Source organism: Paenarthrobacter sp. 10N417 (assembly GCF_056394745.1).
Genome location: NZ_JBFTIL010000010.1, coordinates 117907 through 143092, shown reverse-complemented (window position 1 = coordinate 143092; position 25186 = coordinate 117907). Strand labels below are relative to the sequence as shown.

Here is a 25186-nt window from a genome sequence, read left to right as displayed (position 1 = left end):
CGCAGCCACGCCGCGTCTACCCACGCAGTGTCGCATAGGGGGAACCATGGATTTCGACTTTACCGCTCTGGAAACAGCCACCTACGTATTCATTGGAACGCTGGCCTTCGCCGCCGTTTTGGTGGCGTTCATCGCGGCAGCAGCCATAGCAACTATCGTTCTCATCGGCGCCATGGGAATGGCCTGGTACACGGTCAAGGCAGTCCTGGGCGGCTTGGTGCATGGCATCAATTTTGCGTGGGACAGCTTGGTCCACCATGCAGGAAACGTCGAAATCCCGGCCGAATTCCAGCCCCAGGTTTCCCCTAGCACGGGTAGCTACTCGCGGGTAGCATTGAGGGACAGCTGAAGGGTTCCCCACCCGAGGCGGACCCTGGCTCCATCCGGCACAACCGGCTAGAGGAGTTATCCCATGACGTCCGCTACTGACAACAGTCTCGCCGCCGCAAGCGTCAACGCCACAGCAGAAGAAGCCCGCGCCGTCGCCGAGGCCGCCCGCGAAACTGAATGGAACCGGCCCAGCTTTGCCAAGGGCCTGTACTTGGGTAGCTTCGACCTCAGCCTGATCCACCCATGGCCACAAGCCAAAACGGAGGACGTGGAGCGCGGCGAAGAGTTCATGGCCAGGCTGGAGGCGTTCTGCAGGTCCATGTCCGGACGGGTGATCGAACGCGACGCGAAGATCCCGGACGAGTACCTTGCAGGCCTCGCGGACCTTGGCGTTTTCGGCATGAAAATTCCCCGCGAGTACGGCGGCCTGGGACTGTCCTTGGTCTACTATGGCCGCGCACTCGCTCTGGTTGGCTCCGTTCATCCGAGCCTTGGCGCACTGATTTCGGCGCATCAATCCATCGGCGTTCCTGAGCCCGTGAAGGAATTCGGCACGCCGGAGCAAAAGCAGGAATACCTTCCCCGCTGCGCTGCCGGCGCCATTACGGCCTTCCTCCTGACAGAGCCCGACGTCGGCAGCGACCCCGCCAGGATGGGCGCCACTGCCGTACTCTCGGACGACGGCCGGTCTTACCTTTTGGACGGCGTGAAACTCTGGACCACCAACGGGGTGATCGCCGAGCTCGTGGTTGTTATGGCCAGGGTTCCTGCCCACACCGACGCCGACGGCACCACGCACAAGGGCGGCATCTCCGCGTTCGTCGTGGAGATGGACTCCCCGGGCATCACCGTGGAAAACCGGAACAGCTTTATGGGCCTGCGCGGCATCGAGAATGGTGTGACCCGTTTCCACCAAGTGCGTGTGCCGGTGGAGAACCGTCTGGGCCGCGAAGGTCAAGGCCTCAAAATCGCCCTCACCACCCTCAATACCGGACGCCTTTCCATCCCTGGTCTGTGCGTTGCCGCTGGAAAATGGAGCCTGAAGATCGCCCGCGAATGGTCCAACGCGCGGACACAATGGGGCCGCCCGGTGGGCAAGCACGAGGCCGTAGGAAAGAAGATTGCGTTCATCGCCGCCACCACCTTCGCGTTGGAAGCTGTGTTTGAACTGTCAGCCGAGATGGCAGACGCCGGCCAAAAGGACGTGCGCATCGAGGCCGCGCTGGCCAAGCTCTGGTCCACCGAACTGAGCTGCCGGATCGCCGATGAACTGGTTCAGATCCGCGGTGGCCGCGGCTTTGAAACCGCCGAATCCCTTGAAGCAAGGGGCGAACGCGCTGTGGCGGCCGAGCAGCTGCTCCGGGATCTCCGCATCAACCGGATCTTCGAGGGTTCCAGCGAGATCATGAAACTCCTGATAGCCCGCGAAGCAGTGGACGCACACCTTGCCGCCGCGGGCGACCTCGCCTCAGCGGATGCCAGCCTGCAGGACAAGGCGAGGGCCGCCGTCGGAGCTTCAGGTTTCTATGCCCGCTGGCTGCCGAGACTCGTTGCCGGAGCAGGCATGGATCCGCGCTCCTACGGCGAGTTCGGGCGATTGGGCAAGCACCTGCGGTTTGTTGAAAGGTCCTCGCGCCGGCTCGCCCGGCAGACCTTCTACGGCATGGGGCGCTGGCAAGCGAAACTGGAACACAAACAAGCGTTCCTGGGCAGGATCGTGGACATCGGCGCCGAACTGTTCGCCATGGCAGCATGCTGCTCCCGGGCCGAAATGCTGCTCCGTACCCACCCGGAACACGGCGCGGCAGCCTTTGAACTCGCCGAGGCCTACTGTGAACAGGCGCGTGTGCGGGTGGACGAATACTTCGATCAGCTGTGGCGAAACACCGACGACGGCGACCACCAGCTTTCGCGCAAAGTCCTCGCCGGCGATTACGCCTGGCTGGAGGCCGGGGTCCTGGATCAGTCCGAAGGAACCGGGCCGTGGATCGCCGATGCTTCCCCGGGCGCCTCAAGCAAGGAGAACCTGCACCGGAAATATCGGTAGCCCGCTACAGGACGTCCCCGTCCACGTAGTACCAGCGCTTGTCCTCGCGTACGAAACGGCCGTGTTCGCGCTGCACTCCCCGTTCACCGTCTGACCGGTAGTGCGCAGCGAAATCAACGGTCCCCGTGGTGTCCAAGGGCCCGCCGTTTGACGTGCCCAGGATGTCGAGCCTGCGCCATTGCGTGTCCGCGTCCAGCTCCAAGGAAGCCGGGCGGGTTGACGCGTGCCAAGTGCGCAGGAGGTATGCCGGATCCAGAATGACGAACGCCGAATACCGGGAACGCATAAGCTGCTCGGCTGTGGGCGCATCGGCCTCGCCGCGGTGGAAGCGCCCACAACAATCGTTATAGGGCTCCCCGGAGAGGCAGGGGCACGCACTGTTGCGGAGTCGGCTGAAATCAGGGGTCACGTTGTCCCAATCCGAGGCTGAAAATGAGAGCTGGACAACATATTTTCCCACGCCATGTAACAGCTTCGAAACAACCCCTGCCAGAGGGTGGTGCGGGGCGTGATTCCGTCGGTGCTGGACCGTAGGCTAGATGTGCAAGCTGGGTGGGCAATGCGCGCATCGCAAAACGACTGCCAGGGGAGGCTACGTGGAGGATCCGACAACACTCGCCATCAACCTGACATATTTGGGCACGGTGGGGATGGCTATCCTCATGTTCCTGGGCCTCGGGTTGGTCATCATCATCACTCTGGTAGTTGCCGGAGTCGGACGGCTTGTGTCAGTGATTCTCCTGGCGATGATCGGCGTCTTCCCCAAGAAGGAAACGGTCGCCATCGTCCACTTGCCCCCTGCTCCGGAACACGTACCCGCTTTGGCGGGTGACGACGTCGATTACTCCAGTCACGCTGTTGAGTCACCTCTTGAAGATCTTGCCTACGTTCCTACCGGTTCCACTGCCGAGGTGGCAGCCCATCCTGTTGTGGCAGAGCCCAAGAAGGATCGCTTTGGCGATGTTCGACGCCGGGTCTCGGATGCCGCTTCTGCCGTCAAGGACGGTGCGTGGAAGGTTAGCCCCAGGAAGGTACCCAAGCCTGCCCAGGTTAAGGAAGTGGTCGAAACACAGACCGCCCACCACCCCTTGCTCGTGGCCGCCAGCAAGGAACCACCCGTGCTTGCGAAGGACTGGGCCGACGCCGTCGCGGAAGCTGACCGGAGGGCGGCCGAGCGCGCAAAGGCAGAGGAACCGCCCGCCATCAAGGTAACGGTCCGTGAGGTGGGCGAGCCAACACCGCCATCCAGCAATGAGGAACCACCCGCCCCGAAGGCCCCGGATGCTAAGCAGTCTTCGGGCACCGAGGCGTCGCCGGGCAATGGTCCGAAAAAGTCCGGTCCTGAGTCTACAAAATCCAGCCAAGGTAACAGCTCGGCCCAAGGGAACAACTCCAAGAAATCGGGCCCGAACACTTCCAAGAATGGAAAGTCTTCGAGCCCGGTCCGTAAGGGTTCGCTCAGCGGGGTAAGCCGCAACTCCTAAGCGGCGAGCTGCCGGAACGCTGCTCCGTGGTAGATCAGTGGTTTGGATTCGTGGTTGATGGTGGTCGCTTTGACCTCGAGGACAACGATCGCGTGGTCCCCGGCGGGCGTCTCGGAGACAACCTCGCACTCGAAACCCAGCACCGCGCCGTCGATTAGAACGGCCCCTGAGTCACTGACGCTGGTGGACAATCCGGCGAAGCGGTCCCGGGTTTTGGAGGACAGCTGAAGGCAGGCCGCTTCCTGACCCTCGGCCAGCACGGACACACCCAACCGGCTGGCCTGCCGAAGCTTGGGCCACGTTGTGGAGGAGTTCTGCACTGCGAACATCACCAACGGCGGTTCCAGTGACACTCCCACCGTGAAGGACGATGCCACCAATGCCTCCGGCGTGAAATCCACCATGGCACTGAAGGCAGCCACTCCGGACGGGAACTGCGCAAATGCAGCCTTGATGGCTGCCGTTTCTTCCACGGTCGTCTGTGTCATTTTTGCTGTCCCCTATCGTGCGTTGCTTGAGTTCCTTTCCCATAATTCACCCGCTTCCGGGAACGGCAATATTTGTTGATTCGAAAGACATTTGTGTTGCCGCATGTCAAGAAATGTCGCGAACTAAGGCCGCTTCCATTACCCCGCGAGACGAAAAACGAAGAAGTTCTACCGTTTGCATTTGGGCGTCCCACAGCCGTGTGTAGCCTCGATTGGACATCCCCTTGACCCACCACAGGAAGCCGACATGAGCCTCAACGAGCTACGAACGCTTGGACGCACTGGCGCCCTGATCAGCCCTCTCACCCTGGGTACATTGAACTTCGGCACCGGCACCGCTCCCACGGGACCTGCGGAGAGCATCCGCATCATCCAGGCTGCGCTCGACGGCGGCATCACCAGCATCGACACCGCCGATATTTACTCGCAGGGCGAGGCGGAAGTCGTGGTGGGCCAGGCAATCCAAGGAAGGCGCGACGACGTATTCCTCGCCACCAAATTCCATGGCCAGATGGGATCCAACCCAGCGCATGCCGGAAATTCGCGTCGGTGGATTGTCCGGGCTGTGGAGGACAGCTTGAGGCGGCTGAACACGGACAGGATCGACCTCTACCAAGCGCACCGTCCCGACTACAACACCGATCTCCTTGAGACCATCACCACCCTGAACGATCTCATCCGGCAGGGCAAGATCCTCTACTACGGCACGTCGGTGTTCAGCCCCGCGCAACTCGTCGAGGCACAGTGGATCGCGAACACCAACCACCTGACGCCGCCGGTGGTGGACCAGGTTCCCTATTCGCTTCTGGTTCGCGCCAACGAACGCGACGTTTTCCCCATCACCCAGCAGTACGGCGTCGGGGTTTTGAGTTATGGACCGCTCGACGGTGGGTGGCTGGCTGGCGGTTACCGCGTTGGCGCGGGCCAGCCCGAAAGCTCGCGTTCGGCCGCTGTGCCCGGCCGGTTCGATGTGAACGCGCCCTTCAACCAAGGCAAGCTGCACGCGGCAGACGCACTCGCACAACTGGCCGCCAGGTACGGACTGACCCTCATCCAGCTCGCTGTGGCCTTTGCGTTGAACCATCCAGCCGTCACCAGTGTGATTATTGGACCGCGGACCGAGGACCATCTCACCGACTACTTGAAGGCCGCCGATGTGGTGCTCAACGACGCGGTTTTAGATGAAATCGATGACATCGTGGCCCCCGCCGTCAACTTCCTTGAGCGGGACGCCGGCACGGTTGCTCCGCATCTGGAGTACCCGGAACTTCGACGTCGGTAGCTCGCCACCCGTTGTGGGGACCGCTCTGCGGGCTTCTTCGCTCGCGGACAGTGCATACCGGGCCTCGCAATCGCCTATTGACGGCATTAGGTCCCCGCGTGATCCTTGTCCTAAGTGCTGCGGCACGCCCGCAGCGTCAGGTCCAGTAGAACGCCGCCTCCCATGTCCAAACACCATGTCAAGCAAGACGCGGCGAAAGCCGTCATCACGGGACAGCCGACCGAAGGTCCCCTGACCCACGAAGAGTTGCAGCTCTCCGGCCGCAACCATTCAATGCCGCTCGAAGCCCTCCACGACGACATCACGCCAGCAGGCCTGCACTATCTGCTCATTCACTTCGATATCCCGCACGTTACCGCCGAGGAATGGCGCCTGCGGCTCGGTGGCGCCCTTAATAACAGTCTGGAACTGAGCCTCGACGACATCAAGTCGCGGCCCTCAGTCACCATGCCTGTCACCATGGAGTGCGCCGGAAATGGACGCTCACTGCTGCAGCCACGTCCGCTCAGCCAGCCCTGGGTGCTGGGAGCTGTAGGCACTGCGGAATGGACTGGAACTCCGTTGGCACCACTGCTGGAGGAGGCAGGGTTGGCGAGTGACGCCGTCGAACTTGTCTTTACGGGTGCCGACAGCGGTATCCAGGGTGGAGTCGAGGAACCGTACGCCCGCAGTCTTTCGATCGCCGAAGCGATGCATCCTGAAGTCATGTTGGTCTACGCCATGAACGGCAACCCGCTACCGATCCAGCACGGTTTCCCGCTGCGGCTGTTGGTGCCCGGCTGGTATGGCATGGCAAGTGTGAAGTGGTTGACCTCCATCGAGGCAGTGACTTCACGTTTCATGGGATTCCAACAGGCCGTGGCGTATCACTACCTCCAGGGACCCGATGGGCCAGGTTTGCCCGTGTCGCACATTCGCGTCCGCTCCCTGATGGTGCCACCCGGGATTCCTGATTTCTTTACCCGACGCCGGGTAGTGGATGCCGGTCCTGTGATGCTGCACGGCAGGGCGTGGTCCGGTCACGGCGAAGTGGAACGGGTGGAGGTGGGGATCGACGGCGAATGGATGCCGGCCCATCTGGAACCTGCTGTAGGTGACTTTGCTTGGCGATCCTGGACTATGGTGTGGGTCGCGAGCCCGGGAGAGCACGAGTTGCGGTGCCGTGCGATGGACTCCTCGGGTGCGCTGCAGCCCAGCGACCAGGTGTGGAACTACCAGGGCATCGGGAACAACATGGCCCAGCGGGTTGAGGTGACGGTTCGGTAGTTGTTTCTCGGGTCGGTGTTTCTCGCCGAGATCGCGGGAGAGCTGCGTGATCGCCGGAACTCTTAGGCGTGCTCGGTGGCTTCCCCTTGTACTCGCACGTTTCCGGCGTTCTCGCGGGTCTTGCTAGGCCCGGTTAGACTCTTCCCAATCATGAGTATCCCGTCATCATCCCCGGCAAACGTCCGCGTCGATGCCTGGTTGTGGGCGATCCGCGCTTACAAGACCCGATCCGCGGCCACCGCCGCCTGCCGTGCCGGCCACATCCGGATCAATGGAAATCCGGTGAAGGCCTCGCAAACCGTGATCATTGGAGACACCATCCGCGTGCGAGAATCCGGTTGGGAACGGATCCTCGAAGTACGGCGGCTGATCGCGAAACGCGTCGGCGCCGAGGCTGCCTCGCATTGCTTCACCGACCACACTCCCCCTCGGCCCGTTGCCCCGAAGCTTGGCCTTCCCCAGCGCGACCGCGGTGCCGGCCGGCCCACCAAGAAGGACAGGCGGGATATGGAGAAATTGCGGGGTTAATTGTCCACATACAGCCCCCGATGGCTGTATTGCTGGCTAGCGGCCATTTAGCTTGGTGGAGTGATCCCCCAGCCACCTCCCCCCATCGACGTGAACATCCACACCGGGCCGGTTGAGTGGTGGCAATCTGTTGCAGGCATGGCGCCCCTGGCTGCACTAGCCGCGGCCAGCATTGCCGCTTGGATTGCCTGGAGGTCCCTGCGACAAAAGACCGGGTCCGTCCGATAACAGGGCCGAATGGTGGCGACGGGCTGAGTGGGCTTTCGACAGCATCCTTTCCCAAGAACCCCGCCGCGCACAGGTGGGCCTTCAGGTAATGACTGTATTGGCCGAATCAACACCAAGCCGTGAAGAAGTTGAATTTATAACTGTGGCTTGGAGTTATCCACTGGAAGAAGCGGCAGAATCGACAAAGATGGATGGCCTATCGCCACCCGAAGTCCCGCCCAGTTACCCCGACCCGGACCTCGATGTTGAGCTGGACCCCAACCCGAAAACGGGCAACAATGAACCGACGGCAAGCGACACCAGATAAGGGGTTGGCGATGACGGAGCCAATGAGAGCACCAGCACACCACGGCGCAGGGACCGGGGCAACCGACAGAATCGACCGCGGCGCCGCGGCGCGTGACCGCGGGGTGCAAATCGCGGCCGCCCAGCTACGACTGGTCACAGACCGACGCCTCGGAAAGGAAACTCCCGACTGGGTCAGGCAGCTCGCAGCAGAGAGCCCTCGGCGCGGCGTCTCGTAAACTCCGGGCAACAGCTCCACGAACAATAGTTATCCACAAGCGGTCCCCTTCGACGTGAAACCCTCCCTTCCCCCGCCTAGACTGGCCGACACATCGCCAAACAGTTGCTGGGGGAGCCTGTCATGTCACGCCTTTTTGCCTATTCTTCACATGCCCGCATTCGAGGAGCGGTCTTCGGACTCACAGCCGCGTTGCTTCTCACTGGTTGTCAGGGCGGGCCGCCCGGCGGCTCTCCTTCCGAATCAAGCTCGACGACGGCGCCTACCTCGGGCGCTTCGTCGCCAGGTCCTTCGGGCACCGGCCCTTCCGGGAGTGCCGCTCCTGCCACTGTGTACAAGCCAGCCGATGCGAAGGGCAAAGCAGAGAATGTGCCCGTGCCGGTGATGCCTGAGCTCGCGAAGGAGAACTCGAAGGCTGGGCTTGAGGCATTTATCAGGTATTGGTACGCGACTTATTCGTACGCCACCGAAACGGGTGATCTCGGACCCTGGAGCCTTGCCACTGATACAACAACAGTTTCAGGCGCCGCATATAAGAGGGCGATCGAGCTCAACTACGTCGACGGCCGGTGGGTGGTCGGCGGGCGTATCAGTGTTCCTGTTATCGAAGTCCTGTGGAAAGCCGGCACAGACCCTCAAGCCGCTAAGGTGCAGGTCCTCCAAGAGCAAATTGAGTATTTCGACGCTAACGGCAACTCCGGTCAGCAGGCCACGCCCGAGTACAACACCCCCGAAGCTGTCATGGTTAGCTACCAAAGGGGACATTGGCAAGTTATCGACAACGGACTGATTGTGGGCTAGCCGTGCGAATGACTCGTCTTAGCGCAATCGTATTTTTCTCCCTCGTCGTGGTCCTGTCTATCGGCTCTGCTCCGTCAGTGGCAGAGGACGAAACTCGAGTCAGCGTGGGAAAGCACGATACCGCCATAAGTATCGACGCAAGATTCACGCTGAATCCAGAAACTGGGATACCGTCAGAATCCCTCAACTCCAATGCCGCAGCAGACGATCCCTACCAGTACAAGCCGGATACCCTTTGCCGCGCTGGCGGTGGAGGCTTGGGATGCCAAGGACTCGAGTGCCCACCCACAACGGAGGGAGGCGCCGAAGGTACCCCTGTTGTGTGGAAAAAAGCACCAAAGGCCATCTCAAATCCGGACTGGACGGAGTATCGGGCGATCACCGGTCCGACGTGTCTGTACGACGCCAAACCCGAGAACGTCCTGGCCAACATCGCAGCCCGGATCCTGAACGACTTCCGCCAACTCCCCGTCAACCCCGGAATCCTCGAAGCCCAGCCCTTCCCCCACACCCTCAAGGGCGGACCCACGAACTTCTACACCACCGCCGCCGAACAAGCCTTCGACGTCACCATCCTCGGCCAGGCAGTGCACCTGACGGCAACCCCGGCAAGCTTCACCTACAACTTCGGCGACACCACCACCCTCGGCCCCACCCAAGTGGCCGGCTACTCGATCCCCGAAGCCGACTGGCTCCTCAACGACACCCGCACCAGCCACATCTACACAGCAACAGGGAACTACCCCGCCACCATCACCACCAGCTTCACCGGAACCTACTCCGTGAACAACGGACCCCCACTGCCCATCAACGGAACCCTGGACCTCACCACACCACCCAAAACCATCCAGGTCTGGAAAACAGAAAAAGCACTCGTCGCCGACACCTGCCAGGAAAACCCCAAATCCTGGGGCTGCCCCGACGCTCCAGGACTTTAGAGTGACTCCTGCAGAATGGCAGGTAGGAAGTCCCTTCTGTCCAGTTCCCTCACCAAGAGCGGTGTCAATTCACTGGGCGCTAGGCGAAGCCGGTAGCTTCGCCTTCCGTCACCAATCGGTTCGATGACTCCTCGCTCCAAGAGTCTCCGGATTCCTTGGCTCCGGGATGCCGCAGAACCAGGGAACGCGGGTTGGAGGTCCGCCGCCTTCACCTCAGTCTTCTGGGCAATGATGATGAGAGCATCTGTTTCCGCCTTAGTAAAACGCGCCACTTCCAGCCCGCGCTGGATGGCCGGAATCAATAGAGAGTTCGTTACATACTCTTTGTTCCCCAGCTTTGACAGTCTGGTGAGGTCGTTCAGCAGGCCCTCGAGAACGTATGTAGCCCATCGAATCAATGAATCGGGCAGAAGGGAATCAGCGTCCTCCAGCCGCTCGTAGTAGAGTTCCCGGTTCTCTCCGAACACGGCTGTCGGGTTCAGGGTCCGGTAACCCGCGCTTTCCGAAAAGCCTTGCCTACGCATCGCGGCATAGGTCAAAAGCCTGCCTACACGACCATTTCCGTTTCCGAAGGGATGTATCCAAACGAAGCGATGATGGGCCAAAGCAATCTTCAACAACTCATAGTTCTGGTCCACGTCGGCGTTAATGAAGTCGAGAAGGGCGGTCATGTCACTGTGGACATCTCCCGGGGAAGGAGGACGATGAGCCGAGCCACTAATGGTCACATCCGACACACGGTACATTCCCGGCGTCCTGTCTCCCTCGCGCTCCAATCCTTCGACTGAGATTCTGTGCAGTTCCCTCACAAAGCCATGGGTCAGATTGGTCCCGCGCTCCACGACTGAATCGACGAAAGTGGTTGCCTCCTGCAGCTGCACGATCTCCTGAACATCATCGACTTGCTTGATGTTTTCGCGACCAGCCCGTTGGACCCCTGAGACGGCATCAACAATTGAAGTCCTGTTCCCTTCGATCCGGGCACTCATGATGCTCGAGAGTAACTGGAACAACTTCCGGAGCTGAGAGTAAAGCTCCGGCGGTGTGGTTCCTTCGCCCAGATCGGCTCGTACTCGCTCAAGCTGAATGATGGACTTAGCCAGGGGAGAGTTGAACGGAAACTCTGGAAACTCGATCGGCTTCACGACTCAGAACTTTCGATAACGGTTTGTAACAATTAATTCCGTACCCAATCCTAGCCCTGTACTGCGGGGGTTTTGCCGCTGGTTCGCGCTGAAAGATTTAATGTTGCACTGATCTGGAATTAAGTTCCTGCTTCGAAAGGGCTGCCTTTCACTGTCCTGTCCAGCAACGGTCTCTGGTGGGGAGGAAGGAAGGGCGATCGTTTGGAAGCGAGCGCTCAAATCCATCACGAACCCTGAGCGGCAGGACTGGATTCCGATCGGCGGACCAATGTGCTTCCACGGCCGAGAATCCTAAACGCTTTCAAAAGCAGCGATGGGAAGCATGTCCAATATGCTTCCCATCGCTTGTAAAGCTTGGTCGCCGAAGAGCGGGTGCAAAGAAGGTCAGGAAGCCACAGAGCGAAGCTGGATCAGGAGAACCAGGTATCCGGCGGGCCCATGAACAGGAGGAAGCTGAACACGCCAGCCACGCCCACCAAGACAATCGCAATGGCCAGGATCGGGTTTCCCAGGATCCAAGCCTGCCCTTTCTCCAGCCCGCCTTGAGGTTCCTCTCCCCCAGGGGCAAAGCGCCAACCGCCGGCAAGGAGACCCCGACGGTCGAGCGACTTTTCCACGGGAATAGTGACGTACGGGATCACGGCAGAGACGATGGCAAGCAGACCCGTTCGGGCCGGCCATTTCTGGTTGATCCAAGTGAAAGCGGCTGTTGCTGCATAGCAAAGGAAGACAAAGCCATGAATGCCTCCGGCTATGCTGACGCCTACCTCCGTGGTGTGGGTGACGTACTTAAGGAACAGCCCAATCATCAGCAGCGTCCACGTCACAGCTTCGGCAAAAGCAACGGTACGAAACAGGGTGCGGGGCTGCATGGAAGTCCTTGGCTGGGAAACGGGAGTCCCGTCCAATTTACCGTGACAGGACAAACACGTTCACCCCGGGAGAGGAAGCGAGTCCCGGTGCCGGATCTGCGAATCCCCGAATTCAACGGGCACTGGAGCAATCTCCATGGGCGGCTCATGGCGGGTCCGGGCCTTGCCGACGGCGATATGGGGCAACCAGCGGGGTGACCTGTAGCCAAGGGCGGGTGAGCTCAGGATGAAGTCGTCGATGTTATCCAGGCCTAGGTCATCCAAGAGCACATGGAGCCCCTGAACGAGAAGAGCCTGATAGTCGTGAACCTCTTGAGGAACGTCCACTTCCAGTCCCATAAGACGGCCACCGCCCAGAGGGATCAGTTTGTCCGATTTCCCCAGAAAACCCTGCAATACAGGCAACTCTGTCAACCAACCCACAAGCTCGGGAAGTACATTCTCTGACCGGAACATTCCTTTGGTCCAGGCTTCAATGTCCTGGACCAGATCATCGAGGATACCCACGTGCAGCAGCGTCATGTGGAGTCCTTGCGGCTTCCGGAGGAAGTCGACGTAGCGGTTGAGTCCCTCGTAGTCGGTTTGCCCGGCGCCGATGCGGAGGACACGCACCTCGACGGTGATGCGGGATCCATGCGGTTTGCTTCCAGCGGGGTTACTGGCCGTCATGCATGACATTATGCGCCGCTCGCGGCTCCCATGGCAGGCCCCCAACAGAAGCCCGCTGCCGCCGTCGTGCCTAACGCCCTATTTCTTGGAGCGGGCTTGAACCAGATTTGCAAACGGTAGGCGGCCATAGGTGGCAACGAAATCAGCATGGTAGGCAGCCTCGGCTGCATTCACCTCGGAAGGAGGGAGTTCCTTCCACGCGATGATCAGGTCCAGAGCATCCCGGAGCTGCCAGATGAGCCGGGCGTCCCAGACGACGGTGGGTCGCCCGCGACCGTAATCCATGAACTCCTGGATCTGCTTCCGCAGCCCCCGATTTCCCTGGCTTCCGGCACTGGCTTTGCCCAGGTACAACAGGGAAGCGTCGGAAACCCACTCCGCCTCCAGAGCTTCCCGTTTGAGGGACGGGTCCTTTTTCTTGAAGGTGCCCGCGGTGCTCTGGTTGAGGAAGACGGGCTCGAAATCAGCGGGGCAAAGCAGGGCAAAGACCCCGGGACCCTGGGGGACGCGCATGACGTCGAGTTCGTCCAAGGCTCGAAAGCCCGTGAAACCTTCGGCGGTGAGAGACTTTTTGGTGAAGAGCATGATCCATTGTGTCAACGGCCGCACCGTTGCGGTGCCCTGCGAGCTCCCCTTCCGGGTCCGTGGGTGGCGCGCAGGGGGGGTACTGTCGCCGTACGGCAACAAATGCTAAAGTCGTCGTACGGCGACATTCTCCAATGTTGCCGTACGACGACAGGAGTTGCAGAATGCGCACAGTCAGGGAGGCTGGGCCCTTGGTACGTGAGCTTCGTGAGGAGCGCGGCTGGTCTCAGGCGGAGCTGGCCAGCCGGGCGAACGTTTCGCGAACCTTCGTGATAGATCTTGAATCCGGCAAGGCAACAGTGGAGACCTCAAAATTTATGGACGTCTTCCAAGCTTTGGGGTTCGAGCTTGCCATACGCAACAGCGAGACTGGCCACGTCCGATGGTAAATACCCGTGCACTCGACGTGTTCATGGATGGGACACCCTGCGGCCGGGTCGAGCAGTCGCCGTCAGGAAATCTGACATTCCGCTATAAACCGGAATATCAGGCAATCCCCGACGCGACACCATTATCGCTTTCCATGCCACTGGCCGCCGCTTCACACAAGAAGCGCGCAGTCCTGCCCTTCCTGCAAGGCTTGCTCCCGGACAGCGACGGAGCCTTGCGGACCATAGCGAGGAGGTTTGGGGTCTCCCCATCAAACCCTTTCGCCATCCTTGAGTACATCGGTGCAGATGTCGCTGGCGCACTCCAATTCATGCGTCCGGGAACAGAATCCCCGGACGGCGGGCTCGCCAGGAACTCGGTCACCCCGGTCTCGGAATCCGATGTTGCCACCATGCTGGATCATGTCGTGGCTGAATATGAGGATGGCACGCCATACGACGATGCAGCAGGACGTTTCAGTCTTGCAGGAGCACAACCGAAAATCGCCCTTCATCAACTCCCCGATGGGACGTGGGGAGTCCCGGCAGATGCGACACCAACAACTCACATCTTGAAGCCGACAGCAGGGAACTTCAGCAGGCTCGACGTCGTCGAGCAGCTGACCATGAGGGCGGCAGCCTTGCTCGGCCTTGAGGTGGCGAGCTCCGAACTTGCACGCATCGGTTCTTGGGACGTATTCGTGACACGGCGCTATGACCGTCAACTGACCGATAGCGTCTGGCGCCGCATTCACCAAGAGGACCTCTGCCAGTCTCTGAGCGTTTCGCCGGCAAAGAAGTACCAGCATCGCGACGGGGGTCCTGGGGCCGGCGACATGGCTTCACTTGCGCGGTCGTTTCCCCTCGAAAGAGACCGCCGCAAAGCTGGAGAAGCACTTTACCGGGCCTTCGTGTTCAACACTGTGGCCGGTTGCACGGATGCTCACGCCAAGAACTACTCGATCCTGCTCCGGGGCAGTGAAGTGCAAATAGCACCGCTTTATGACCTCGCTACATATGCTCCCTACTGGGATGGAGAGTCAAGCATCGATCTCGCCATGAGCGTGAAGGGCGAATACCGTCTACAGAAAATCAGCAGGCAAATGCTGGTCTCCACGGGTAGGCAGTTCGGCGTCACGCCCGACGTAGCGGAAGAGATTGTTGGAAACTACTGTGGGCAGCTGGTGGAAGCGTTTGATGCCGCCAAAGACGAACTGCAAAACCACATGGGGCGGCTGCCGAAAGTCGCCGACGATACAGTGGCCAACGTACGCAAGCTGCCATTGGTCCAGTGAGCCAGCCGATCGCCAAGACCCCCAAAGCCTGAAACAAGCCTTTCAGCGTTGACACAGCCTTGTGACCCGTGCCATATTCGATAACGTGAACCTGTCAGACAGCCGGACAGCCGGACAGCCCGCACCGGGCAAGCCCGCTGGGCCCACCCCGATCTCGCGCATTTCCGCGGCTGAGGCTGTCTTCGCGGCGCTCAGAAGGGCTATCGAGGGCGGACAGTTCGATATCGGCACCAAGCTGAGCTCTGAAGCAACGCTGGCAGCCCAGTACGGCGTAAGCCGCTCGGTCATCCGCGAAGCCCTGCGCTCGTGCAACACACTGGGTTTGACCGTGACCAAGACCGGCAAGGGCACGTTCATTGTGGCCAACAAGGTCGCCAATGACCTTACCTTGGGCCAGTACAGTGCACGTGATCTGAACGAGGCACGTCCGCACATTGAGATTCCCGCAGCCGGCCTGGCAGCCCAGCGCCGCACCGAAGAAGAACTTGAGCATCTGAAGGACATCGTCCAGGAAATGCTCCATGAGAACGACCCCGAATCTTGGGTAAACCTGGACGCCAGCTTCCATTCCGCCGTCGCCCGGGCCAGTGGCAACCGGGTGTTCGCCAGCGTCGTCTCCGATATCCGCGAGGCCTTGGCCCACCAGTCTGAAACCCTCAACCTCGTCGCCGACCGGCAACACCGCTCGGACGAGGAACATGTTGCCGTGCTGAACGCAATCGAAGCAGGCGACGCCGAAGCAGCGAGCAAAGCGATGGCCGATCACCTTCAGGCCGTCAGCGTCGCACTGGACACGATCCTCAGCAAATGAACCACCCAAAGGACACCATGCCCCAAGTGACCGCGGCAGCAGCGGCCCAAACAGCACAGAGAACACCCAACCACGTCCCGCTCGTCGAACAGACCCGCGACGGCTTGGTGGAGAGCATCCACTATGGATCGCTGATCGCCCTGAACGCCGATGGCAGCAGTGCCATCGAAGCCGGCGAGCCGGACGCGCCGATGTATCCGCGTTCCTCCCTTAAGCCGCTGCAGGCCGTAGCCCTCCTCCGTGCAGGCTTGGACATCCCCCAGAACCTCCTCGCCCTGACGGCGGCCAGCCACTCGGGCAGCAAAGCGCATCGCGACGGCGCCGCCGAAATCCTGGCGCTTCACGGCCTGACCGAAGCGGCGCTGGGCAACAGCACTGACCTGCCGTACGGCGTCGTTGAGCGCGAAGAGTGGCTCCGCGCCGGCAACGGCCCCACCCAACTTGCGCAGAACTGCTCCGGCAAGCACGCCTCCATGACCGCTGTGTGCGTCATCAACGGTTGGCCCGTGGAGGGCTACCTGAACCCGGAACACCCGCTTCAGGTCCTGGTTCGTGACACCATCACCGAACTCACTGGCGAGGATGCAGCCGCAGTGAGCACGGATGGCTGTGGCACTCCGCTTTTTGCGCACACACTTCACGGCATGGCCCGCGCTTACGGCCGCATCGCCGCCGCTGACCAAAGCACCGACGAGGGCAAGGTTGCCCACGCCATGCGCCGCTTCCCCGAGATGGTCGCAGGCGAAGGCCGCGACGTCACCGCGCTGATGCGCGCCGTCCCGGGGCTGCTGGCCAAGGACGGTTTTGAAGGCCTCCAGCTGGTGGGCTTGCCGGACGGCCGTGGCGCGGCCGTGAAGATTTCCGACGGCGGTGACCGCGCACGCATGCCCGTCACCGTTGAGGTTCTCCGCCAGTTGGGCGTCGACGGCGGCAGCCTGGACACGCTTCAAAGCCCACCGGTGCTGGGCGGCGGCCATCCGGTCGGCGAGCTCCGCGCAGCGCAATTTTTCAGCAAGAACTAAACCAAGGACAGCTATGACCACCGTCGATCAGGCGATCCCCATCCGTTCCGAACACGACCTCCTGGGGGACCGCGACATTCCCGGGAACGCCTACTGGGGCGTCCACACCCTGCGGGCTATCGAGAACTTCCCCATCACCGGACAGCCCCTGTCCACCAACCGTCACTTGGTCCGCGGCCTCGCCGCGGTAAAAATGGCGGCAGCACGCACCAACCACGAGCTCGGCCTCCTGGATGCTGAACGTGCCGGAGCCATCGAGCAGGCCTGCCAGGACGTCATGGATGGCATGCTCCAGGAGCAGTTCATGGTGGACGTGATCCAGGGCGGCGCGGGAACCAGTTCCAACATGAACGCCAACGAGGTCATCGCCAACCGCGCGCTGGAAATCCTTGGCCACCCCAAGGGCGATTACTCCAAGCTGCACCCGAACGACCATGTAAACCTGAGCCAGTCCACCAACGACGTCTACCCGACGGCGGTGAACCTTGCCACGATCTTCTCGGTGAAGGAACTCCTCCTCGCCCTGGAAGAACTCGAGTTGGCGTTTGCCGAGAAGGGCCGCGAATTCCGCACGGTAGTGAAGATGGGCCGCACCCAGCTTCAGGACGCCGTTCCCATGACCCTGGGCCAGGAATTCGGCGGATACGCCGTGACCATTGCCGAGGACCGGGCGCGCCTGGACGAGTCCCACATGCTGATCCACGAGATCAACCTTGGGGCTACCGCCATTGGCACGGGCCTGAATGCGCCAGTCGGTTACGCGGATGCTGCGTGCCGTCATCTCGCTGAAATCACTGGCCTTCCGCTCCTTACCTCCGCGGACCTCATTGAGGCCACCCAGGATGTTGGCGCCTTTGTTCACCTGTCCGGCGTCCTTAAGCGCGTGGCAGTGAAGCTCTCCAAGATTTGTAACGACCTCCGCCTGCTGTCCTCTGGACCGCGTGCGGGTTTGGGCGAGATCAACCTGCCGGCCGTACAGTCCGGCTCGTCGATCATGCCCGGCAAGATCAATCCGGTGATCCCGGAAGTGGTCAGCCAGGTGGCGTACGAAGTCATCGGCAACGATGTCACAGTCACCATGGCCGCGGAGGCGGGCCAGCTTCAGCTGAACGCCTTCGAACCGATCATTGTGCACAGCCTGCACAAGAGCATCTCCCACCTGGAAGCAGCGTGCCGCACCCTTACGGCACGCTGCGTCCGGGGAATCACCGCAAACACCGAACGGCTACGGCTTACCGTGGAGCAGTCGATCGGTCTCGTCACGGCATTGAACCCCCACATCGGTTATGCCTCCGCCACGGCCATCGCCCAAGAAGCGCTGGCCACCGGCAAGGGTGTTGCAGAACTCGTACTGGAGCACGGTCTGTTGACCGCTGCCCAGCTTGAGGAACTGCTCAGCCCGGAACGTCTGGCAAACCTGAGCAAGTAAGCCGAAACCGGCCAGTAAGCCCAGCGGCTCAAAAGAGCCGTCCCGCCCGATAAGGCACACCCCCGAGGCCCTGTCCTGCGCTCCGGCCCCCGACCGGACGCGTCCAGGACACCCCCAACAGGACACCCCTAAGGATTCCAATGACCAACCCACCCATTACGGACCACACGGTCCCGGCCCAAGCGCATGCCAGCGAGAAAGCCCTCCACACAGAGGACAAGGGCTACCACAAGGATCTGAAGCCCCGCCAGATCCAGATGATCGCGATCGGCGGTGCAATCGGCACCGGTCTGTTCCTCGGCGCAGGTGGCCGCCTCAACGCTGCCGGCCCTTCGCTCGTCATCGCCTACGCCGTATGTGGCTTCTTCGCGTTCCTGATCCTCCGCGCGCTCGGTGAACTCGTTCTCCACCGCCCGTCGTCGGGATCCTTCGTTTCTTACGCCCGTGAGTTCTTCGGTGAGAAGGCCGCGTTCGTTTCCGGTTGGTTCTACTGGATCAACTGGGCCACCACCACCATCGTGGACATCACAGCAGCGGCGCTGTACATGAACTTCTTCGGCAAATACGTCCCGTGGATCGGCGTGGTTCCACAGTGGGCATGGGCGCTGATCGCACTTGTCGTGGTCCTGGGCCTGAACCTCGTATCGGTCAAGGTCTTCGGCGAGCTTGAATTCTGGTTTGCCATCATCAAGGTGGCCGCACTGGTGGCGTTCCTGGTGGTGGGCACCTACTTCGTCATCTTCGGCACACCCGTCGAGGGCCAGGAAGTTGGCTTCAGCCTCCTTTCGGACAACGGCGGCATCTTCCCCAATGGCATCCTTCCCATGATCATCCTCATGCAGGGTGTGCTGTTCGCCTACGCATCGATCGAGCTCATCGGCACCGCCGCCGGTGAAACCCCGAACCCTGAGAAGATCATGCCCAAGGCCATCAACTCCGTGGTCTTCCGTATCGCAGTGTTCTACGTTGGCTCGGTCATCCTGCTGGCTCTGCTGCTCCCGTACACCTCATACGAGAAGGGCGTCAGCCCGTTCGTAACGTTCTTCGGATCCATCGGCATCCAGGGCGTGGACGTCATCATGAACCTTGTGGTTCTCACCGCCGCACTGTCCTCGCTGAATGCCGGCCTGTACTCCACCGGCCGTATTCTGCGCTCGATGTCCGTTGCCGGCTCCGCACCGAAGTTTGCCCAGCGCATGAACAAGGCTGGTGTCCCCTACGGTGGCATCGCGATCACCGCAGGCGTCTCGCTGCTCGGCGTTCCGCTGAACTACCTCGTCCCGTCACAGGCGTTCGAGATCGTCCTGAACGTTGCTTCGGTGGGCATCATCGTCACCTGGGCAACCATTGTCCTGTGCCAGATGCAGCTCAAACGCTGGGCAGACAAGGGCTGGCTCAAGCGCCCGTCCTTCCGGATGTTTGGTGCGCCGTATACCGGTTACCTCTCGCTCCTGTTCCTGGTGGGCGTGCTGGTGATGGTCTTCATCGACTCCCCACTCACCATGCTGGTCACCGCGATCGCATGCGCACTGATGGTGGTCGGCTGGTACCTGTGCCGCAAGCAGATCCACGAGCTTGCTGCGACCCGCGACGGCTACACCGGCAGCGCTCCGGTGGTTGCCAACCGCCCCATGCGCGGCGGCGACTCCTAACAAGCCCCAAGCAGCGCCCGACGGCGGCACCCGGGTTCCGTAACATCGGAACCTGAGTGCCGCCGTCGTTGGTTAATGAACCCAAGTAGCCGTGGTTGTTCCCAGGGCTGGGAACAACCACGGCTAGATGGGTGAGAACGCGCCTAAGCCAAACATCCGATGATTCGCGACTACTATGGACCCATGGCTGTCACAGATGAGGCGATCGGCAAGATCAAGGACATGCTGATCCGCGGGGAACTCAAAGCCGGGGATCGGCTTCCACCGGAGAAAGAACTGAGCGAGCGGCTCGGCCTTTCGCGCAGTTCACTGCGTGAAGCGGTGAAGGCGCTGGAGCTGATCCGCGTGCTCGACGTCCGCCGCGGCGATGGAACCTACGTCACCAGCCTCGACGCCAAGCTGCTCAACGAAGCCGTGGCTTTTGTGGTTGACCTGCATCAGGACCGCTCCATCCTGGAACTCTTTGAGGTCCGACGAATCCTGGAACCCGCCACCGCCCACCTCGCTGCCGGCAAGATCGGGCCGGCCGAGCTCACAGCACTGCGCGCCACCATGGACGGCATCGATGAAAACACCGACGTCGAAGAACTGGTAGCCCACGACCTCGAATTCCACAGCATCATTACCGAAGCGGCAGGGAACGACTACCTTGGCAGTCTCTTGGAAGCCCTGTCCAGCAGCACGGTTCGTGCCCGGATCTGGCGTGGCCTGACGCAGGAAAAAGCCGTGGCGCACACCCTTGCCGAGCACCGCGCGATCGCCGATGCCTTGGAACGCGGCGACGCCGAGCTGGTCCGGGCACTCGTGACCGTCCACATCAGCGGCGTGGAGAACTGGCTGCGGCAGGCGCTCTAAGCCCTGGTCCGGGAAGCGCTAATCCTGTGGAAGCGGCGTAGCCGGCAGCCCGTAGGTACGAATCGCTGTCGCCTCGAGCACAGCATCCTGTTCCGGGACGCTCAGTGAAGAGATGAGTTCCAACAACACATCCAGGGTCCTGCCGTAGGGCGCACCGAGCGTGCTGACTGGCCAGTCGCTGCCGATCATCAAGCGATCGGGGCCGAAGGCTTCCAACGCTTCGTCGAACAGTGACCGCAACGAATCGGCCGAATACTCCACGCCGGGTAGGTGCAGGCCGGATACTTTGGCCACCGTGTTGGGCAGGCGCCCAAGTTCTCGAAAATGAGAACGCCAAAGGTCCATTGCAGTCGCGTCCGCAAGGGGTGGCTTGCCCAGATGATCCAGGACCACGGTCAGCTCCGGAAGTTCGCGGGCAAGCCGGGCAGTTGCTCCCAAGTGACGTGGGAAGGCATCGGGGACGTCGAAGGCCAGGCCGCGGGCGGCAACCAAGGCCAGGGATTCCCGTACCGAGGGAAGGCCAAGGAAGTCATCGCGGGGATCATCGTGCACCAAGTGCCGGACTCCCCTGAATACGGAATGAGCGGTGAACGCGTCCAGTTGTTCCGCAGCTTGTGTTGGCGAATCCAGTTGGATCCACCCCACGACGCCGAGCACCCATGGATTGCGCGCGGCCACGCCGAGCATGCTCTGCGTGTCGGCAAGCGTGTCGTCGGCCTGGACCAACACCGCTCCCCTGATCCCCGCTGCGGTCAGGACTTCTCCAGCCTCATGCTCCCCGAAGCTGCGGAACAGCGCGCCGTGCTGCGGGCCCAGCCACGAGTAGGGTCGGGCACCTCCGGTCACAAAGGCGTCCAGGTTCCACAGGTGCAGATGCGCGTCAATCACGCCCCAGAGCCTCCAGTGCGTCCCACAATTCTTCCGGCACGGATTCCTGCATACGGCTGGCGTTCGAGGTGACTTGTTCTGGTCTGCTGGCTCCGACTGTCACATTCACCACGGCCGGATGCCGCAAGGGAAACTGGAGTGCCGCCGTCGGAAGTTCAACGCCGAAATCCCGGCAGACCGCGGCAAGTGCCCGCGCACGCTCGAGAACTTCACGCGGGGCGCGGTCGTAGTTGTAATGCGCGTCGTCGGGGACTTCGGGACGGGCCAGCAGCCCGGAGTTGTAGACGCCAACGTTCACGACGCCGGTGCGGCGCTCCACGCAGCGGTCAAGCAACGGGACGCTGGGCTGCTCAAGCAGCGTGTAGCGGCCCGCGAGCATGACGAGGTCCAGGTCCGCGGCCTCGACACAGTCCAAGGCTGCCTCGGCGGAGTTGGTGCCTACACCGATGGCTTTGACCACGCCTTCTTCGCGCAGTTTCTCCAGCGCTGGCAAGGCCTGCGAGATCCCGGCCTGTAGATCGTGAACATCGGGATCGTGGAGATACGCGATGTCCACGTGGTCCAGGCCCAAGCGTTCCAGGGAGTCCTCGATGCTACGGCGGATGCCGGCTTCGGTGAAGTCCCACACACGCCTGCTGGTTGCGGGGACGTCGAAGCCTTCGTCGTCCTTCGCCAAGCCGGCCGTTGCCGATCCGGCATCGGGGTTGGCTTCCAACAAGCGGCCCACTTTAGTGGAGATGACGAATTCGTCCCTGGGTTTGTCCCGGAGGACAGCGCCCAATCTCTGCTCAGACAAGCCCAGGCCATAGTGCGGTGCGGTATCGAAATAGCGAAAGCCGGAGTCCCAAGCGGCCAGGACAGTGGCCATGGCTTCCCCATCAGGGATGACCTTGTACAGATTCCCGATGCCGGCTGCACCGAATCCCAGCCGGCCGAGGTTAAGTGGTTCCAGGTTCATGGCAGCTCCCATACTTTCTGGATGCCCGAATCGTTCCCAGAGTAATCGTCCTGAACCTCAAGAAGTTCGGCCATCCGGGCCTGCCAAGGGATATTAGCTGGATGATCGGCGAGCGCATGGCGCATGGCTTGGTAGTCCTCGACGTCCACCACGTGGAAAAGGTCCAGCCCGCTGCGCCAGATCCGCCAATTCCGCACGCCGGCTCCTTTGAGGGCTTCGACCAGTTCGGGCGGGATGTTCGCGTGGGCGTGGGCGTATTCCTCCTCGGTTCCGGGCTTGAGGCGGGTGTGGAGGGCGATGCTTTCAGTCATTGAAGTCCCCCGGCTTCAGGAACAGCTCAAGCACGGGCACAGCGACGTCGGGCCGCTGGACGGGGAGCTTGATGGTCAGCGTCCCGGCTGGCTGGCCGCCGGGGGTGATGTTGATGGCTTGCTGTCCGGGGTCCCCCTCCTGGAGGAAGACTTCGGACGCATCGTTGAGGAGTTGGGCGTACTCCACCTTGCCAGCCAGGTCCGGGAGATGGACGAATTCAAAGGGCCAGGCGAAGAGGTGCACGTACAGCCGGTTCCCGCGCTGGGTGTAGCGGGTATCCGGTGGTGCTGTGAACTGGGATGTTCCTGCACCGTAAATCGAGCGGGAGTGCAGTTGCATCCAGTCGCCGATCTCTTCGAGGGAGGCGAGCGCCCTGGGGTCGATGCTGCCGCGGCCTGTTGGGCCTACGTTGAGCAGAAGGTTTCCGCCCTTGGAGACTCCATCCACCAGCATTCGGATCAGCAGGTCCACGGATTTGTAGCTGAGGTTGTCACGGTCGTAACCCCAGCTGCCGTTCAACGTTTGGCAGGCTTCCCAGGCGACCGGGGCGTCGTCGACCATCATGGGACCTGCTGGCTGGTACTGCTCAGGGGTGACAAAGTCTCCGGGGATGCCCAGGCGGTCGTTGACCACGAGGTCTGGCTGGAGTTCCCGCACTATGGCGAGCAGGGTTTCGGAGTCCCAGTCCTTGGCGCCTTTCGCGCCCCAGAACCCGGCGTGTTCATCTTCGTCGTAGGAGAAATCGAAGAACAGGTAGTCGATGGTGCCGTAGTTGCTGAGGAGCTCACGAACCTGGCCGTGCAGGTACTCGCGGTAGCGTGCCATATCGCGCCCGGCGTTGACGCTTTCGACGTCGGTGGCGTTGCGCTGCGGGTGCACGCCATCGATGGTGAAGTCGGGGTGGTGCCAGTCGATCAGCGAGTGGTAGAAGCCGACTTTGAGCCCTTCATCCCGCAGCGCTTGAACGTAGGGTGCGATCAGGTCACGGCCGGCTGGCGTGTTCGTGGCTTTGTAGTCGGTCAGGGCGGAGTCCCACAGGCAGAAGCCGTCGTGATGCTTGGTGGTGAGGACCACGTACTTCATGCCGGCCTTACGCGCTGCGCGTGCCCACTCGTTTGGATCGTAGAGATCGGGGTCAAAGCGCCGGAAGTATTTGGAGTACTCCTCCACAGTGGTTTCCTCCCGGTTCATCACCCACTCGTGCCGGGCAGGCAGTGCGTAGAGGCCCCAATGGACAAACATGCCAAAGCGGGACTCTTCAAACCAAGGTGCGTGCTGGATCAACGGGATACCTTCCGTGTGCCGGGAGTTGGTGGTGCTTTTGGAGCGACAGGGCAGGATTGGGAGGGGCGCAGAGGGGCACAGGGCCCCACCCAATCGGGCGTGATTCTATTCGTAGAGGTTGGGCTTAATGGTCTCGGAGTCGATGTTCTTTGCGTCGTACCAGTAGAAGCCCGTGTCGATCTTGCTCGGTAATTTCTCACCCTTGATGGCGGCAACGGCTGCCTTGACGGTTTCGTAGCCAATGCCGACCGGGTTCTGGGTGACGGCGCCCGCCATGAGTCCGGACTTGATGGCGTCGATTTGCGCCTTGCCGGAGTCGAATCCGACGATCGTCAGCTTGCCCTTGAGGCCGAGTTCTTCCACGGCCTTGACGACGCCGATTGCCGAGCCTTCGTTGGTTCCGTACATTCCTTTGAGGTTCGGGTTGGCGGTGATGATTGCCTTGGCTGCGTCTGCCGAGAGCAGCTGGTCGCCGCCGGCATACTGGATGGCGACGATCTTGACACCGGGGTTGTTCTTCTCGATGTATTCCTTGAAGCCGTCCCGGCGGTCAGTGCCTGACTTGGAGGTCTGGTCGTGCCCGATGATGGCGATCTCGCCCGATCCGCCAATCAGTTCAGCGAGGTGCTTGGCAGCCTCTGCCGCTGCAGCCTTGTTGTCGGTGGAAGCCGTGGTGGCCGGGATGGTGGAGTCAACGCCGGAGTCGAAGGCAATGACGGGGATGTTCTTGCTCTTGGCCTGCTCCAGGAGGGGCGTGGCGGCCTGCGAGTCCAGTGCCGCGAAGCCGATGGCTGCAGGCGACTTGCCCAGGGCGGTGGTGAGCATCTGGATCTGCTGGTCCACGTCCTTCTCGGTGTTCGGGCCCTCAAAGCTGATATCGACGTTGAATTCCTTGGCAGCCTTGTCCGCGCCTTGCTTAACGGCCTGCCAGAACTGGTGCTGGAAACCTTTGGACACGACGGCGATGTACGGCTTGGCGCCGTCTGCTGCTGCCCCGCTGGCGGTGCCAGATCCGGCCGGTGCCTCGCAGCCGGCGATAGCGACGGCACCGAGGGCGAGGCCGGTGAGGGTAAGGAAGGAACGGCGGTTGTGGATGGACTTGCTCACGATTGAAGACTCCCTTTTC

27 protein-coding genes are annotated in these 25186 nt (G+C 61.5%); 16 read left to right on the top strand and 11 right to left on the bottom strand.

Annotated features, from left to right (window positions below):
- Positions 1 to 46: 46 nt before the first annotated feature.
- Together AC1DCM_RS14430 and AC1DCM_RS14425 are read left to right on the top strand one after the other, a co-directional pair.
- Positions 47 to 349 (top strand): hypothetical protein, encoded by a 303-nt coding sequence (locus AC1DCM_RS14430; protein WP_477518762.1) that lies wholly within the window; start codon positions 47 to 49, stop codon positions 347 to 349.
- Positions 350 to 412: 63 nt separating this feature from the next.
- Positions 413 to 2377 carry an acyl-CoA dehydrogenase family protein gene (locus AC1DCM_RS14425; protein WP_477518761.1) on the top strand — a complete coding sequence of 655 codons (1965 nt, stop codon included), beginning with the start codon at positions 413 to 415 and terminating at the stop codon, positions 2375 to 2377.
- A gap of 4 nt (positions 2378 to 2381) precedes the next feature.
- On the opposite strand, the gene AC1DCM_RS14420 is transcribed toward AC1DCM_RS14425, so the two are convergent.
- Complete coding sequence (locus AC1DCM_RS14420) at positions 2382 to 2786, bottom strand: YchJ family protein (RefSeq protein ID WP_477518760.1); 405 nt, start codon at positions 2784 to 2786, stop codon at positions 2382 to 2384.
- A gap of 187 nt (positions 2787 to 2973) precedes the next feature.
- On the opposite strand from AC1DCM_RS14420, the gene AC1DCM_RS14415 reads away from it, so the two are divergent.
- Complete coding sequence (locus AC1DCM_RS14415; protein ID WP_477518759.1) at positions 2974 to 3861, top strand: hypothetical protein; 888 nt, start codon at positions 2974 to 2976, stop codon at positions 3859 to 3861.
- On the opposite strand, the gene AC1DCM_RS14410 is transcribed toward AC1DCM_RS14415, so the two are convergent.
- A complete protein-coding gene (locus tag AC1DCM_RS14410) occupies positions 3858 to 4349 on the bottom strand; it encodes a flavin reductase family protein (protein WP_431116957.1) in 492 nt (163 codons plus the stop codon). The genes AC1DCM_RS14415 and AC1DCM_RS14410 overlap by 4 nt on opposite strands.
- A 247-nt stretch (positions 4350 to 4596) precedes the next feature.
- Here AC1DCM_RS14410 and AC1DCM_RS14405 point away from each other — a divergent pair, with 247 nt between their 5' ends.
- From AC1DCM_RS14405 to AC1DCM_RS14380, 6 genes are all read left to right on the top strand, one after another.
- Entirely contained in the window at positions 4597 to 5631 is a 1035-nt protein-coding gene (locus AC1DCM_RS14405) for an aldo/keto reductase (RefSeq protein WP_477518758.1), read from the top strand.
- 162 nt (positions 5632 to 5793) lie between these two features.
- Positions 5794 to 6897 carry a sulfite oxidase gene (locus tag AC1DCM_RS14400; protein ID WP_477518757.1) on the top strand — a complete coding sequence of 368 codons (1104 nt, stop codon included), beginning with the start codon at positions 5794 to 5796 and terminating at the stop codon, positions 6895 to 6897.
- Between the two features lie 150 nt (positions 6898 to 7047).
- The gene (locus tag AC1DCM_RS14395) at positions 7048 to 7425 is read left to right on the top strand and encodes an RNA-binding S4 domain-containing protein (RefSeq protein ID WP_477515537.1); all 378 of its coding nucleotides are present in this window, start codon (positions 7048 to 7050) and stop codon (positions 7423 to 7425) included.
- A gap of 545 nt (positions 7426 to 7970) precedes the next feature.
- The gene (locus AC1DCM_RS14390) at positions 7971 to 8177 is read left to right on the top strand and encodes a hypothetical protein (protein WP_477518756.1); all 207 of its coding nucleotides are present in this window, start codon (positions 7971 to 7973) and stop codon (positions 8175 to 8177) included.
- 122 nt (positions 8178 to 8299) lie between these two features.
- Positions 8300 to 8977, top strand: a complete 678-nt coding sequence (locus tag AC1DCM_RS14385) for a DUF6318 family protein (protein WP_477518755.1) — start codon at positions 8300 to 8302, stop codon at positions 8975 to 8977.
- Positions 8978 to 8985: 8 nt separating this feature from the next.
- Complete coding sequence (locus AC1DCM_RS14380; RefSeq protein ID WP_477518754.1) at positions 8986 to 9915, top strand: hypothetical protein; 930 nt, start codon at positions 8986 to 8988, stop codon at positions 9913 to 9915.
- Here AC1DCM_RS14380 and AC1DCM_RS14375 read toward each other — a convergent pair.
- The 4 genes from AC1DCM_RS14375 to AC1DCM_RS14360 all read right to left on the bottom strand — a co-directional run bounded on the left by AC1DCM_RS14375 (position 9912) and on the right by AC1DCM_RS14360 (position 13186).
- Positions 9912 to 11060: a Fic family protein gene (locus AC1DCM_RS14375; protein ID WP_477518753.1), complete on the bottom strand. Its 1149-nt coding sequence runs from the start codon at positions 11058 to 11060 to the stop codon at positions 9912 to 9914. The genes AC1DCM_RS14380 and AC1DCM_RS14375 overlap by 4 nt on opposite strands.
- A 410-nt stretch (positions 11061 to 11470) precedes the next feature.
- Positions 11471 to 11932, bottom strand: coding sequence for a DUF3817 domain-containing protein (locus tag AC1DCM_RS14370; RefSeq protein ID WP_477518752.1), 462 nt, complete (start codon positions 11930 to 11932; stop codon positions 11471 to 11473).
- Positions 11933 to 11992: 60 nt separating this feature from the next.
- Positions 11993 to 12601 (bottom strand): hypothetical protein, encoded by a 609-nt coding sequence (locus tag AC1DCM_RS14365; RefSeq protein ID WP_477518751.1) that lies wholly within the window; start codon positions 12599 to 12601, stop codon positions 11993 to 11995.
- A 78-nt stretch (positions 12602 to 12679) separates the two neighbouring features.
- Positions 12680 to 13186 (bottom strand): hypothetical protein, encoded by a 507-nt coding sequence (locus tag AC1DCM_RS14360; protein ID WP_477518750.1) that lies wholly within the window; start codon positions 13184 to 13186, stop codon positions 12680 to 12682.
- Positions 13187 to 13350: 164 nt separating this feature from the next.
- Here AC1DCM_RS14360 and AC1DCM_RS14355 point away from each other — a divergent pair, with 164 nt between their 5' ends.
- From AC1DCM_RS14355 to AC1DCM_RS14325, 7 genes are all read left to right on the top strand, one after another.
- Positions 13351 to 13575: a helix-turn-helix domain-containing protein gene (locus tag AC1DCM_RS14355; protein ID WP_477518749.1), complete on the top strand. Its 225-nt coding sequence runs from the start codon at positions 13351 to 13353 to the stop codon at positions 13573 to 13575.
- A complete protein-coding gene (locus AC1DCM_RS14350; protein WP_477518748.1) occupies positions 13569 to 14849 on the top strand; it encodes a type II toxin-antitoxin system HipA family toxin in 1281 nt (426 codons plus the stop codon). Before AC1DCM_RS14355 ends, AC1DCM_RS14350 begins: the two co-directional genes overlap by 7 nt.
- 85 nt (positions 14850 to 14934) lie before the next feature.
- Complete coding sequence (locus tag AC1DCM_RS14345; protein ID WP_442006795.1) at positions 14935 to 15660, top strand: FadR/GntR family transcriptional regulator; 726 nt, start codon at positions 14935 to 14937, stop codon at positions 15658 to 15660.
- A gap of 17 nt (positions 15661 to 15677) precedes the next feature.
- The gene (locus tag AC1DCM_RS14340; protein WP_477518747.1) at positions 15678 to 16682 is read left to right on the top strand and encodes an asparaginase; all 1005 of its coding nucleotides are present in this window, start codon (positions 15678 to 15680) and stop codon (positions 16680 to 16682) included.
- A gap of 13 nt (positions 16683 to 16695) precedes the next feature.
- Complete coding sequence (locus tag AC1DCM_RS14335; RefSeq protein ID WP_442006797.1) at positions 16696 to 18111, top strand: aspartate ammonia-lyase; 1416 nt, start codon at positions 16696 to 16698, stop codon at positions 18109 to 18111.
- A 140-nt stretch (positions 18112 to 18251) separates the two neighbouring features.
- Entirely contained in the window at positions 18252 to 19763 is a 1512-nt protein-coding gene (locus AC1DCM_RS14330) for an amino acid permease (RefSeq protein ID WP_442006798.1), read from the top strand.
- A 183-nt stretch (positions 19764 to 19946) separates the two neighbouring features.
- Positions 19947 to 20618, top strand: coding sequence for a FadR/GntR family transcriptional regulator (locus AC1DCM_RS14325; RefSeq protein ID WP_442018619.1), 672 nt, complete (start codon positions 19947 to 19949; stop codon positions 20616 to 20618).
- A gap of 18 nt (positions 20619 to 20636) precedes the next feature.
- Here the strand turns inward: AC1DCM_RS14325 and AC1DCM_RS14320 are convergent, their stop codons facing one another.
- The 5 genes from AC1DCM_RS14320 to AC1DCM_RS14300 all read right to left on the bottom strand — a co-directional run bounded on the left by AC1DCM_RS14320 (position 20637) and on the right by AC1DCM_RS14300 (position 25167).
- Complete coding sequence (locus AC1DCM_RS14320; RefSeq protein WP_477518746.1) at positions 20637 to 21506, bottom strand: amidohydrolase family protein; 870 nt, start codon at positions 21504 to 21506, stop codon at positions 20637 to 20639.
- Positions 21499 to 22476, bottom strand: a complete 978-nt coding sequence (locus AC1DCM_RS14315; RefSeq protein ID WP_477518745.1) for an aldo/keto reductase — start codon at positions 22474 to 22476, stop codon at positions 21499 to 21501. The genes AC1DCM_RS14320 and AC1DCM_RS14315 overlap by 8 nt, the downstream gene beginning before the upstream one ends.
- Positions 22461 to 22775, bottom strand: coding sequence for an L-rhamnose mutarotase (locus AC1DCM_RS14310; protein WP_477518744.1), 315 nt, complete (start codon positions 22773 to 22775; stop codon positions 22461 to 22463). The genes AC1DCM_RS14315 and AC1DCM_RS14310 overlap by 16 nt, the downstream gene beginning before the upstream one ends.
- Complete coding sequence (locus AC1DCM_RS14305; protein WP_477518743.1) at positions 22768 to 24060, bottom strand: alpha-L-fucosidase; 1293 nt, start codon at positions 24058 to 24060, stop codon at positions 22768 to 22770. The genes AC1DCM_RS14310 and AC1DCM_RS14305 overlap by 8 nt, the downstream gene beginning before the upstream one ends.
- Before the next feature lie 105 nt (positions 24061 to 24165).
- The gene (locus AC1DCM_RS14300; RefSeq protein WP_477518742.1) at positions 24166 to 25167 is read right to left on the bottom strand and encodes a substrate-binding domain-containing protein; all 1002 of its coding nucleotides are present in this window, start codon (positions 25165 to 25167) and stop codon (positions 24166 to 24168) included.
- Positions 25168 to 25186: the final 19 nt, after the last annotated feature.

Coding starts and splice junctions, on each gene's coding strand:
- AC1DCM_RS14410 (WP_431116957.1), bottom strand. CDS start 4,349: ATGACACAGACGACCGTGGAAGAAACGGCAGCCATCAAGGCTGCATTT.
- AC1DCM_RS14365 (WP_477518751.1), bottom strand. CDS start 12,601: ATGACGGCCAGTAACCCCGCTGGAAGCAAACCGCATGGATCCCGCATC.
- AC1DCM_RS14330 (WP_442006798.1), top strand. CDS start 18,252: ATGACCAACCCACCCATTACGGACCACACGGTCCCGGCCCAAGCGCAT.
- AC1DCM_RS14405 (WP_477518758.1), top strand. CDS start 4,597: ATGAGCCTCAACGAGCTACGAACGCTTGGACGCACTGGCGCCCTGATC.
- AC1DCM_RS14360 (WP_477518750.1), bottom strand. CDS start 13,186: ATGCTCTTCACCAAAAAGTCTCTCACCGCCGAAGGTTTCACGGGCTTT.
- AC1DCM_RS14390 (WP_477518756.1), top strand. CDS start 7,971: ATGACGGAGCCAATGAGAGCACCAGCACACCACGGCGCAGGGACCGGG.
- AC1DCM_RS14400 (WP_477518757.1), top strand. CDS start 5,794: ATGTCCAAACACCATGTCAAGCAAGACGCGGCGAAAGCCGTCATCACG.
- AC1DCM_RS14395 (WP_477515537.1), top strand. CDS start 7,048: ATGAGTATCCCGTCATCATCCCCGGCAAACGTCCGCGTCGATGCCTGG.
- AC1DCM_RS14340 (WP_477518747.1), top strand. CDS start 15,678: ATGCCCCAAGTGACCGCGGCAGCAGCGGCCCAAACAGCACAGAGAACA.
- AC1DCM_RS14370 (WP_477518752.1), bottom strand. CDS start 11,932: ATGCAGCCCCGCACCCTGTTTCGTACCGTTGCTTTTGCCGAAGCTGTG.
- AC1DCM_RS14430 (WP_477518762.1), top strand. CDS start 47: ATGGATTTCGACTTTACCGCTCTGGAAACAGCCACCTACGTATTCATT.
- AC1DCM_RS14310 (WP_477518744.1), bottom strand. CDS start 22,775: ATGACTGAAAGCATCGCCCTCCACACCCGCCTCAAGCCCGGAACCGAG.
- AC1DCM_RS14325 (WP_442018619.1), top strand. CDS start 19,947: ATGGCTGTCACAGATGAGGCGATCGGCAAGATCAAGGACATGCTGATC.
- AC1DCM_RS14385 (WP_477518755.1), top strand. CDS start 8,300: ATGTCACGCCTTTTTGCCTATTCTTCACATGCCCGCATTCGAGGAGCG.
- AC1DCM_RS14380 (WP_477518754.1), top strand. CDS start 8,986: ATGACTCGTCTTAGCGCAATCGTATTTTTCTCCCTCGTCGTGGTCCTG.
- AC1DCM_RS14315 (WP_477518745.1), bottom strand. CDS start 22,476: ATGGGAGCTGCCATGAACCTGGAACCACTTAACCTCGGCCGGCTGGGA.
- AC1DCM_RS14335 (WP_442006797.1), top strand. CDS start 16,696: ATGACCACCGTCGATCAGGCGATCCCCATCCGTTCCGAACACGACCTC.
- AC1DCM_RS14425 (WP_477518761.1), top strand. CDS start 413: ATGACGTCCGCTACTGACAACAGTCTCGCCGCCGCAAGCGTCAACGCC.
- AC1DCM_RS14350 (WP_477518748.1), top strand. CDS start 13,569: ATGGTAAATACCCGTGCACTCGACGTGTTCATGGATGGGACACCCTGC.
- AC1DCM_RS14355 (WP_477518749.1), top strand. CDS start 13,351: ATGCGCACAGTCAGGGAGGCTGGGCCCTTGGTACGTGAGCTTCGTGAG.